This window comes from Brachybacterium sp. ACRRE, from assembly GCF_022346485.1.
Classification (GTDB): Bacteria; Actinomycetota; Actinomycetes; order Actinomycetales; family Dermabacteraceae; genus Brachybacterium; species Brachybacterium halotolerans.
Genome location: NZ_JAKRMO010000092.1, coordinates 1 through 10528 on the forward strand (window position 1 = coordinate 1; position 10528 = coordinate 10528).

9 protein-coding genes are annotated in these 10528 nt (G+C 73.3%); 6 read left to right on the plus strand and 3 right to left on the minus strand.

What is annotated here, in order from left to right; genetic code table 11:
* Positions 1 to 1358 (minus strand): sensor histidine kinase (locus tag MHY49_RS17810; RefSeq protein ID WP_239206387.1); only part of this gene is annotated, 1358 nt, incomplete at its 3' end.
* Between the two features lie 181 nt (positions 1359 to 1539).
* Here MHY49_RS17810 and MHY49_RS17815 point away from each other — a divergent pair.
* From MHY49_RS17815 to rlmB, 4 genes are all read left to right on the plus strand, one after another.
* Positions 1540 to 2742 carry a LacI family DNA-binding transcriptional regulator gene (locus MHY49_RS17815; protein ID WP_228358707.1) on the plus strand — a complete coding sequence of 401 codons (1203 nt, stop codon included), beginning with the start codon at positions 1540 to 1542 and terminating at the stop codon, positions 2740 to 2742.
* A gap of 106 nt (positions 2743 to 2848) precedes the next feature.
* Positions 2849 to 3334: a phage holin family protein gene (locus MHY49_RS17820; RefSeq protein ID WP_239206389.1), complete on the plus strand. Its 486-nt coding sequence runs from the start codon at positions 2849 to 2851 to the stop codon at positions 3332 to 3334.
* Positions 3335 to 3376: 42 nt separating this feature from the next.
* Positions 3377 to 4819, plus strand: coding sequence for a cysteine--tRNA ligase (gene cysS / locus MHY49_RS17825; protein ID WP_239206391.1), 1443 nt, complete (start codon positions 3377 to 3379; stop codon positions 4817 to 4819).
* Positions 4819 to 5826, plus strand: a complete 1008-nt coding sequence (gene rlmB, locus MHY49_RS17830; protein WP_239206393.1) for a 23S rRNA (guanosine(2251)-2'-O)-methyltransferase RlmB — start codon at positions 4819 to 4821, stop codon at positions 5824 to 5826. The genes cysS and rlmB overlap by 1 nt, the downstream gene beginning before the upstream one ends.
* Positions 5827 to 5834: 8 nt before the next feature.
* Here rlmB and MHY49_RS17835 read toward each other — a convergent pair whose 3' ends face one another.
* Both MHY49_RS17835 and MHY49_RS17840 read right to left on the minus strand, forming a co-directional pair.
* Positions 5835 to 7076, minus strand: coding sequence for a DUF4032 domain-containing protein (locus MHY49_RS17835; protein ID WP_239206395.1), 1242 nt, complete (start codon positions 7074 to 7076; stop codon positions 5835 to 5837).
* A 248-nt stretch (positions 7077 to 7324) separates the two neighbouring features.
* On the minus strand, positions 7325 to 8404 hold the full coding sequence (locus MHY49_RS17840) for an ABC transporter ATP-binding protein (protein ID WP_228358703.1): 1080 nt from the start codon (positions 8402 to 8404) through the stop codon (positions 7325 to 7327).
* Positions 8405 to 8659: 255 nt separating this feature from the next.
* Here MHY49_RS17840 and MHY49_RS17845 point away from each other — a divergent pair, with 255 nt between their 5' ends.
* Both MHY49_RS17845 and MHY49_RS17850 read left to right on the plus strand, forming a co-directional pair.
* On the plus strand, positions 8660 to 9340 hold the full coding sequence (locus MHY49_RS17845; protein WP_239206397.1) for a peptide deformylase: 681 nt from the start codon (positions 8660 to 8662) through the stop codon (positions 9338 to 9340).
* A 148-nt stretch (positions 9341 to 9488) separates the two neighbouring features.
* The gene (locus MHY49_RS17850; protein ID WP_239206399.1) at positions 9489 to 10280 is read left to right on the plus strand and encodes a hypothetical protein; all 792 of its coding nucleotides are present in this window, start codon (positions 9489 to 9491) and stop codon (positions 10278 to 10280) included.
* Positions 10281 to 10528: the final 248 nt, after the last annotated feature.

Sequence of the window (10528 nt, forward strand, 5' to 3'; positions counted from 1 at the left end):
GGGGTCGACGGGGCGGACGCGGGGATGGTGGCGTCCAGGATCGTGGGGCCGCCCGCGGGGGAGGAGACCACGAGGTGACCGCCCGTCGCGCGCACGCGGTCGGTGAGCCCCGCGAGGCCCGTCGAGACGCCGTCGCGCCGCACGTGCGCGCCGCCCCGGCCGTCGTCCTCGATGCGCACCCGCAGGGCCGTGGGCGCGGGCGATCCGGGGAGCCGGGGCGCGGATCCCGCAGCGCCCGGCCGATCGGCCGGCCCCGCGAGCGTCACGTCGACGCGGACGTGCGAGGCGCCCGCATGCTTGGCGACGTTGGTGAGGGCCTCGGACACCACGAAGTAGGCGACGGCCTCCTGCTCGCGGCCCAGGCGCTCCGGCACGGCGACCGTGAGGCCGACGGGGACGGGGGAGCGCGCCGCGAGGGCGGAGAGCGCGGGGTCCAGGCCGCGGTCGGTGAGGACGGCCGGGTGGATGCCGCGGGCCAGCTGGCGCAGATCCGTGATGACGGCCTTCGCCTCGTCGTGCGCCTCGTCGACGAGCTCGGCGGCGCCCGCGGGATCCTTCTCGATGCGCGAGCGCGCCATGCCCAGTGTCATGGCCAGCGCGACCAGGCGGGGCTGGACCCCGTCGTGCAGGTCCCGCTCGATGCGCAGGCGCTCCTGCTCGGCGGCGTCGACCGCGCCCTGACGGCGCACGGAGAGCTCCTGGACCTCCTGGCGCAGGCCGTCGTCGCTGCTGGGCAGCATCACCCGCGCGAGCCCCCGCTCGGCGAGCACCCCGGCGGCGAGCGAGCCGAGCGCGATCGCGAGGCACAGGACGGCCCCCAGGGCGAGCACGAGCGGGCCGGGACGCCAGGAGCCCAGCTGGGCATCGGGCGCCATGATCGCGAGCTCGGCCGCGGTCCACGCGCCCCACAGTCCGACGTAGAGGACGAGGCTCGGGAAGAAGCCCACGATCATCGTGATGTGGTGGTGCAGCACCGAGCGCCAGAACTGCCAGGAGATGACGTCGAGCCCCAGGTTCTGCAGCGCGGCGCCGAAGCCCGTGCCCCGCGCGACCCGTCGCGAGGGGACGACGACGTCCACGCCGTGCACCGCCCGGGCCCGGCGGCGCTCGAACGCGGCCGCCGCACGCATGACGAGCACCCACGGCACCAGCAGCAGGAGGCCCATGAGGACGGCGGGCAGGGAGGCGAGCCCGGTGACCAGGACGGTCAGGCTGATCCACAGCCAGGTGATCGAGAGCAGGCCCGAGACCAGCACGCTCGCCATCCCCACCAGGAAGCGGGGACGAGGTGCGTCGGGGCGCGGTGCGTCGGGCCGCGGCACCGGCGCGGGTCCGGCGGGCGTCGTCGTGGAGGTCATGGGATCACCGTAGGCGGGCGCGTCGCGGCGCACACCGGGGCCGGCCGCCGTGCCCCGCGGGGGATAACCCCCGCTCGCGCGGCGGATCGCTCGCCGCCTGGCGGACGCACGAGGCTGTGAGACCTGTCCCGCCCGGACGAGCCGCGCACCCCGCAGAGCCCCGGTGCGGTTCAATGAGTCCATGAGCGATGACCTCATCAGCGAAGGAGCGGACGACATGCAGGATGCCGGCAGCATCGACCCGAACTCGGACAGCGCCGAGGGAGCAGGCGCGACGGACCAGGTGATCGAGCAGGGCGATGCGGTGAGCGCGTCCATCGCCGCCGACCAGGGGCCCAGCCGCGGCACCCTCCGCGACGTCGCCGACAGCCTGGGCATCTCCAGCGCCGTGGCGCTGCGTGCGCTGCGCGACCAGGCCGACATCCGGCCCCGCCTGCGCGAGCGCGTCCACGAGGCCGCCGAGCGGCTGAACTTCCCGCTCGAGGAGCTCGCCGACGAGACCTCGCACCGCGGCGTGGTCGCGGTCCTCGTCAACACGATGCGCAACACCTGGATCTCCGATCTGGTGCGCGCGATCCGCATCGAGCTCACCGCCACCGGCCGCTCGGCGATCGTCGTCCCGACCCGTCGCCGCGTCCCGGAGTACCCGATCGCCGCGGACACCGACGCGATCCGCTCCCTCGTGGACCTCGGCGTCGACGGCTTCCTCATGGTCTCCGACCTCCACGACGTCGACAGCGTCATCGAGGCCACCGCCGACCGGCCCTTCGTGGGCATCGGCTGCTCGCGGTCCTTCGTCGGCCGCTTCGACACGGTCCGCATCGACGACGAGGTGGGCCAGGGTCTGCTCGTCGATCACCTCGTGAGCCTCGGCCACACCGAGATCGCGCACGTGGGCGGGGTCGGCTCGACCGTCGCCCGAGAGCGCGCCGACGCCTTCCAGCTCGCCATGGAGCGCCACGGCCTCGCCGACCACGCGCGCATCGAGCCCGGCGACTTCACCGAGCAGGTGGGGCAGACCGCGGGATCGATGCTGCTGCGCGGCAGTCAGGTGCCCACGGCGGTGACCTGCGCGAACGACGTCACGGCGCTCGGCGTGCTCGCCGCCGCCCGCGACGCCGGCTACGAGGTGCCCACGCAGCTGGCCGTCGCCGGATACGGCAACACCTCGCTCTCCTCCTCGGGCGTGACGCAGGTGACCAGCGTCGACCCGAACTCGGACCGCCTGGGGGCGCTCGCCGCCCAGCTTCTCGTGGACCGCGTCTCCGGCCATGAGCAGGAGGCGCGCGACGTGGCCGTCGCCCCGTCGCTCGTCGCCCGCCAGAGCACGGCGGCGGGTCCCCGCGCCGAGTCCAAGCGGCGCACGCGCGTCCACGTCGACTGACCGGCGCGGGCGAGCCCGCCCGTCGGACATCTGACCCGTCACGTCCCTCCGCCCGTTCGCGCACGGACCGCGTGTCCGGGCATCCCACCTGCGATAGGCTCCGACCATGATCAACACCACGAACGACCCGACGACCCCGCCCACCCAGCGGTCGATCGGCGAACTCGTCGCCTCGATCCGTGACGAGGTGCTCGGTGTCGTGCACTCCGAGATCGACATCGCCAAGAAGGAGATCACGGGCATCGCCGTCAAGGCGGGTGTGGTCGCGGCGTGCGCGGCCGTGCTGCTGTTCCTGCTGCTCTCCGCCTGGGTGATGCTGCTGTTCGCCGCCGCCTGGGGCCTGCAGGCCGCGGGCCTGCCGGCCTGGGCGTCCTTCCTCATCGTGGCGGGCGCGTTCATCGTCCTCGCCGTGATCGCCGGCCTCGTGGCCTTCCTCGTGGTGCGGAAGATCCGCGCCCCCGAGACCACGATCGAGACCGCCAAGGGCGCCGTCGACGCCGTGCAGGGCAAGCGCCGCGCGAACGCCGTCTCCTACGACGACACCTTCGACGAGCTCTACGGCAAGCAGGTCAGCGCCCGCGTCTCCGACTGACCCGGGTCCCGGGCAGGGCCCGCGGCCACGTACCCTGGACCCGTGAGCCTGAACCTGTACGACACAGCAACGCGCGAGACCGCGCCCTTCCGCCCCGTGCGAGAGGGCGCGGTCTCGCTGTACGCGTGCGGCCCCACCACGCAGGGGGCGCCGCACATCGGGCACCTGCGCACCTTCCTCGCCGTGGACGTGCTGGTCCGCTGGCTCGAGCGCAGCGGCCTCGACGTCACCTATGTGCGCAATGTGACCGACATCGACGACAAGATCCTCGCGAAGTCGGCGCAGAACGACGTGCCCTGGTGGGCCTGGTCCTACCGCTTCGAGCGCGAGTTCCACGAGGTCCTCGACGACCTCGGCTGCCGCGTCCCGGACTACGAGCCGCGCGCGACGGGCCACGTCACCGAGATGATCGCCTTCATGGAGCGTCTGATCGAGCGCGGTCATGCCTACGCCGACGGTCACGGCAGCGTGTACTTCGACGTGCGCTCGCTGCCCGACTACGGCTCCCTGACCCATCAGGACCTCGACGACATGCAGGACGCGGGCGAGGCGCCCGAGCCGGGCAAGCGCGATCCGCGCGACTTCGCCCTGTGGAAGGCGGCGAAGCCCGAGGAGCCCGGGACCGCGGCCTGGGACACGCCCTTCGGGCGCGGCCGCCCCGGCTGGCACCTCGAGTGCTCGGCGATGGCCCGCCGCTACCTCGGGGAGACCTTCGACATCCACGCCGGAGGCCTGGACCTGCGCTTCCCGCACCACGAGAACGAGCAGGCCCAGTCCCACGGCGCCGGCTACGGCTTCGCGCGCACCTGGATGCACGTGGCGGTGCTCACCGTGGACGGCATGAAGATGGGCAAGAGCCTGGACAACTTCGTGACCGTCGAGGACGCCCTCGCCGCGCATCCCGCCCCCGCCGTGCGCCTCGCCCTGCTGGGCGCGCACTATCGCGCCACCATCGAGTACAACGCCGCCTCGATGCGCGAGGCCGAGGTGGTCTGGGAGCGCTTCGGCGCGAGCACGCAGCGCGCCCAGGAGCTGCTGGGGGAGGACGCCGTGCTCGCGCAGGACCTGCGCGCCGTCGAGCTCCCCGAGGCCTTCGCGGTCGCCATGGACGACGACCTCGGCGTGCCCGAGGCGATGGCCGTCGTGCACCGCACGCACGCCGCGCTGAACGCCGCCCTCGCCGAGCGCGGCGCCGCACCGGAGACGATCGCCGCGCTGCTCGCGGAGCTCCGCGCGATGCTTGACGTGCTGGGTCTGGACCCCGTGTCCTGGGCCGACACCGCCGGAGAGGGCGGTGGGGAGCACGAGGCGCTCGACGCGCTCGTGCGCGGCCAGCTCGCCGCGCGCGCCGAGGCACGGGCGGAGAAGGACTGGGCGCGGGCCGACGCGATCCGCGACGCACTCGATCATGCAGGCATCCGGGTGGAGGACGGCGCCGACGGCGCCCGATGGACCCTCGCACCCGCGACCAGGAAGGACTCCTGATGGCAGGGAACAGCTCCCGTCGCGGCGCCATGCGCCGCACGAAGAAGGGCGCGACCGCCGGTTCCGGCGGTGTGCGCCGCCGCGCGCTCGAGGGCAAGGGGCCGACGCCCAAGGCGAGCGACCGCCCCGGTCACAAGGCCTACCAGGGCGGCTCCGGCGGCTCCGGCCAGGGCGGCAAGGGCGGCGCGGGGAAGGGCGGTCACGGCGGCAGGCAGCGCCGGGGCGACGCCCCCGCTCCCGGCGAGAACCAGGTCGCCGGCCGCAACGCGGTGCTCGAGGCCCTCCAGGAGGGCATCCCGGCGACCTCGCTCACGGTGCTCGCGCGCATCGAGGGCGACGAGCGGGTGCGCGAGATCCTGCGCCTGACCACGGCGCGCGGTCTGCCGATCGCCGAGGCCACCCGCACCGACCTCGACCGCATCACGGATCACGCCGTCCACCAGGGCGTCTCGCTGACCATTCCGCCGTACGAGTACGCGGACGTCGACGAGCTGCTGGAGATCGCCCACGACGCCTTCGAGCCGCCGCTCCTCGTCGCGCTGGACGGCATCACCGATCCCCGCAACCTCGGCGCGATCCTCCGCAGCGCGGGCGCCTTCGGCGTCCACGGCGTGATCCTTCCCGAGCGCCGCAGCGTGTCGATGACCGCGAGCGTCTGGAAGGTGGCGGCGGGCGCCGCGGGCCGCGTGCGCGTCGCCCAGGTCACGAACCTCAACCGCACCCTGGCCGACCTCAAGTCCCGCGGCGTGTTCGCCCTGGGTCTCGATGCCGAGGGGGACGTCTCCACGCGGGACCTCGCCAGCCAGGAGCGCTCGCTGGGCACCGAGCCCGTCGTGCTCGTGGTCGGCGCCGAGGGCAAGGGCCTCTCACGGCTCGCCCGGGAGACCTGCGACCAGGTCGTCTCGATCCCGATGGGGGAGCGCACCGAGTCGCTCAACGCCTCGGTCGCCGCGGCGATCGCGCTCTACGAGATCGCCGGGGTCCGCGAGGGCACGGGCATCGCCTGACGCGGGCGTCAGCCCTCGAAGATCGGGAGGGCTGACGTCTCGGTCGTGACCAGGGACTTCTCGTCGGGCCGATGGGGGAGGATGTTCTCCACGTAGTCCTGGACGGCCTCCTTCATCGGCACGTCCCGGCCCTGCTTCTCGCTGAGGAACCACTTGTGCTCGAGCACCTCGTGGAAGAACTCCGGGGGCTGCAGCTTCGAGCGCATGGTGCGGGGGATCGCCCGCACGATCGGCTCGTAGTGCTCCTGCTGCCACTCGTGGGCCACGAACTCCTCGTCCTCGGCCTGCTGGTCGGTGATCGCCCCGTACTGGTCGAGATCGTTGAGGAGACGGCGCGCCTGGTTCTCCTGGGCGTCGATCCCCGTCAGCCGCATGAGGCGTCGCGCATGGTGCCCCGCGTCCACGACCTTCGGCTGGATGGAGACGGTGGTGCCGTCCAGGTCCGTGGTGAGCTCGAGCTCGCCCACGTCGAAGCCGAGCTCGTTCAGGCGCTCGATGCGGGCGGAGACCCTCCAGCGCTCGTCGGCCGAGAAGCTCTCGCGCTCGGTGAGAGCGGACCACAGCTCCTCGTAGCGGGCCACCAGCTGGTCGCCGACCTCCACCGGATCGGACTCCTCGTCGATGAGCTCACCGGCCTGCAGGTCCATGAGCTCGCCGATGATGTTCGTGCGCGCGATGTCGAGGTCGTAGGCCCGCTGGCCGTCGGTGAGGCTCTCGTGGAGAGTGCCCGTCTCGACGTCCACCAGGTACGCGGCGAAGGCGCCCGCGTCGCGGCGGAACAGCGTGTTGGACAGCGACACGTCGCCCCAGAAGAAGCCCTCCAGGTGCAGGCGCACCAGCAGCACCGCGAGGGCGTCGAGCAGGCGCCGGGCCGTCTCCTCGCTCGAGACCTGCGAGAAGACCGCACGGTAGGGGAGCGAGAACTGCAGGTGACGCGTGATGAGTGCGGCGTCGAGCGGCTCTCCGCCGGGCGTGGCGCGACCGCTGACCACGGCGAACGGCTCGACCGCGGGGATGCCGATCTTGCGCAGGATCCGCAGCATGTCGTACTCGCGCTGGGCGAGCTCGCGATTGATCTCCTTGAGCGCGAGCACACGGCCCGAGACGCGCACGAAGCGCACCACGTGCCGGGAGATGCCGCGCGGCAGGGTGGCCAGCATCGACTCGGGCCACTCCTCGAGCGGCTCCTCCCACGGCAGGTCCAGCAGTGCCGGGTCGGGGCGCGAGGCCGTGATCTCGAGGGAAGCCATAGGCACTATTCTGCCCTCCCGCGCGCGCACGGTGAAGCGAGATGTGCGCAGGAGGTGTGCAGAGGCATGGGGCGTTCCCGCAGTGCACGCGCCGAAGGCGGACGAAACGGACGGCCGGCCGGCGCCGCCGGCGCCCCTGCTCACGGAAGCGGACGCGCGCACGGAAGCGGTCGCGCACACGGCAGCGGGCGCCCGGCCGATGGCCGAGCGCCCGCTGGAGAGCGGCCCCGCGCAGCGGGGCGGTCGCGTCAGTCGCCCAGGCGGGCGCCCGTCTTGACGTCGAACAGGTGCACGTGGCCCTCCTTGGGCTGGAAGTGCACGGTCTCGCCCTTCATCGGGGGCTTGCGGCCGTCGACGCGGGCGATGATCGGCTTGGAGTTCTCGTCCGAGCCGGCCAGGCGGCCGTAGACGTACGCGTCCGCGCCGAGCTCCTCGACCACGTCGACCTCGACGGCCAGGCCGTTCTCGGCGAGGGTGAGGTCCTCGGGACGCACGCCCACGGTCACGGAGGTCTCGTCGGTGTCCGAGAGGGTCGCGCGGTCGACGGGGACCGTCACGGCGCCGAAGGAGACGCCCTGGTCGGTGAGCTTCTGCTCGACCAGGTTCATGGCCGGGGAGCCGATGAAGCCCGCGACGAAGACATTGTCGGGGTGGTCGTACATGCGGCGCGGCGCGTCGATCTGCTGGAGCACGCCGCCGTTGAGCACCGCGACGCGGTCGCCCATCGTCATGGCCTCGGTCTGGTCGTGGGTCACGTAGACGGTGGTGACGCCCAGGCGGCGCTGCAGCGACGCGATCTGGGTACGGGTGGACACGCGCAGCTTCGCGTCGAGGTTCGACAGCGGCTCATCCATGAGGAACACCTGGGGCGAGCGCACGATCGCGCGGCCCATGGCCACACGCTGGCGCTGACCGCCGGAGAGCGCCTTCGGCTTGCGGTCGAGGTACTGCTCGAGGTCGAGGATCTTCGCGGCCTCCTCGACGCGCTTGCGGATCTCCGCCTTCGGGGTGCCGGCGATCTTCAGGGCGAAGCCCATGTTGTCGGCGACCGTCATGTGCGGGTACAGCGCGTAGTTCTGGAACACCATCGCGATGTCGCGATCCTTCGGCGGCACGTCGGTGACGTCGCGGTCGCCGATGAGGATGCGGCCGGCGTCGATCTCCTCGAGACCGGCGAGCATGCGCAGGGAGGTCGACTTCCCGCAGCCCGAGGGGCCCACCAGGACGAGGAACTCACCGTCCTCGATGGCGATGTCGAGGCCATCCACCGCAGGGCGCTCCTGGCCCGGGTAGACGCGGCTCGCGTGGTCGAACGTGACTGTAGCCATGGTGATTCCCTCCACCGGCAGGTACGTGCCGGACGATCCGTTGTGAAGTGTTGAGAGCACCGGTGCCGCTGTGCACCGCCCCGAGGGCTGTGTGCAACGTCGCACCGGCGATCGGAAGTGTATCCCAGATCTCAGGCCCGGGAGGACACCGTGCACGTCGTCGCGTCGCGGGGCGTCTCGGGCGGCGCCGCCGGGCGCCGACCGCGACGGTGCGGCGGCGCGGGCGGGGACGCCGCCTGCGGGGATACTGGGGGCGTGGATCTCACCGAATACGTACAGCGCCTCCTGGACCGCCGCTCCCGTCCCGAGGAGCCCCTGCGCATCGTGCAAGCGGGCCATCCCGCCCTGCGCGGGCCCGTGCGCGACGCGCGGGACCGCCTCGACCCCGCGCTGCTGCGCGAGCTCGTGGACGCCATGGTGGTGACCATGCGCGAGGCCCCGGGCGTCGGCCTCGCCGCGACGCAGATCGGCGTGCCCCTGCGCCTGTTCGTGGCCGAGGACCGCTTCGCCGCGGCCGACCAGGATCCCGAGGACGACCTGCTCGAGCGTCGGCCCTTCCCCCTGCGCGCGGTGCTCGGTCCCGCCTACGAGGTCCTCGGCGAGCAGCGGGTCTTCGCCTGGGAGGGATGCCTCTCCTACGACGGGCTCAGCTCGATCGTGCCGCGGGGTCGGCGCATCCGCTTCACGGGCGCCCTCCTGGACCAGGACGGCGCGCTCGTGGACGTGGACGAGGAGCACCAGGGGTGGCCCGCGCGCATCCTCCAGCACGAGACCGACCACCTCGCCGGCACGCTCTGCCACGACCTGGCCGTGCCGCGCTCGATCATCGACACCCGCTACGCCCCGCGCTGGGCCGACGTCACCGAAGCCGTCGACGGTCTCGGGCTCACGGGCCCCATCGAGCGCCTCGCTCCCGGGACCGTGGTGCTCGACTGACCCGTCGGCCCGTCGGCCCGTCGGCCCGTCGGCCCGCGGTCCTGCGGTCCCGCGTCGCCGTGTCCATCCTGTGCCCGGGTGATCCCGCTATGGTGTGCCACGGCGTCGGGGTCTCCCGGCGCGCAGGACAGCAGAAGGGGAGCTGAACGTGGCGAACGCGAACGGTGGGTCCAAGTCATCCACGAGCGGCAAGGACAACGAGGACGCGCAGGGGCCTCAGGCGCCCGATGAGCGCGTGCTCGGCATCGTCGACCATGCACTGCGGATCCAGCGGCCCGTGGCCGACAAGTACGTGGACTCGCTGCGGCGCAAGCACCCCGAGATGTCCGAGGAGGACCTCGTCGGCCATGTCGAGAAGCAGGTCCGCCGTCTCCTGACCATCTCCGGCGCCGGCGTCGGCGGCGCCGCCGCCCTGCCCGGCGTGGGCACCGTGGCGGCGATCGCGCTGACCTCGGGCGAGGGCGCCGCGTTCGCCGAGGCGTGCGCCTTCCTCATCCTCGCCGTGGCGCGCGTGCGCGGCGTGGACATGGGTGATCAGGCCAGCCGCAAGACCGTGGTGCTCGGCGTGCTGGGAGGGGAGAAGGGCGAGCAGCTCGTCTCGAAGGCCCTGGGCCGCCAGGGGCTGCAGTGGGGCGCGGTCCTCAACGGCGTCGCCCCCGACTTCGTGGTCTCGGCCGTCAACAACCAGATCAAGCGCTGGATCCGCCGCAAGATCGCCGCGCGCATGGGCAGCGTCTGGGCCGGCCGCCTGATCCCCTTCGGCGTCGGCGCGGTGATCGGCGGCGTCGGCAACCGCTTCCTCGCCAGCGGCATCATCAAGGCCGAGCGGGAGATCTTCTCCCACGTCGACGAGCTCAGCGCAGGGACGGCGGACGCCGCGTCCGCGCCGAACCCCAAGCGCGTCGACGCCTCGCTCGACGGAGACGCGAAGAGCGCCTGACACCGGCGCTGGCGCCCGCGGCGCACCGCGCAGCGGAGAGGCCATGCAGATATGAGCGTGGGGGGGCCGGGGTCAACGGGGTCGGGGGGGCCCCCGCCAAAAAATGGGGGGGGGGGGGGGGGGGGGGGCGGCCGGGGGGGGCCGGGGCCGGGGGGGGGGGGGGGGGGGGGGCGGGGGGGGGGGGGGGGGGGGGGGGGGGCGCGCGCCCCCGGCGGGGCGGCGGCGGGGCCGGGCCGGGGCGCCGGGGG

Bases quoted from the DNA above. Each gene is read 5' to 3' on its own strand.
- MHY49_RS17815 (WP_228358707.1), top strand. From the start codon at position 1,540: ATGAGCGATGACCTCATCAGCGAAGGAGCGGACGACATGCAGGATGCC.
- MHY49_RS17820 (WP_239206389.1), top strand. From the start codon at position 2,849: ATGATCAACACCACGAACGACCCGACGACCCCGCCCACCCAGCGGTCG.
- rlmB (WP_239206393.1), top strand. From the start codon at position 4,819: ATGGCAGGGAACAGCTCCCGTCGCGGCGCCATGCGCCGCACGAAGAAG.
- MHY49_RS17835 (WP_239206395.1), bottom strand. From the start codon at position 7,076: ATGGCTTCCCTCGAGATCACGGCCTCGCGCCCCGACCCGGCACTGCTG.
- MHY49_RS17840 (WP_228358703.1), bottom strand. From the start codon at position 8,404: ATGGCTACAGTCACGTTCGACCACGCGAGCCGCGTCTACCCGGGCCAG.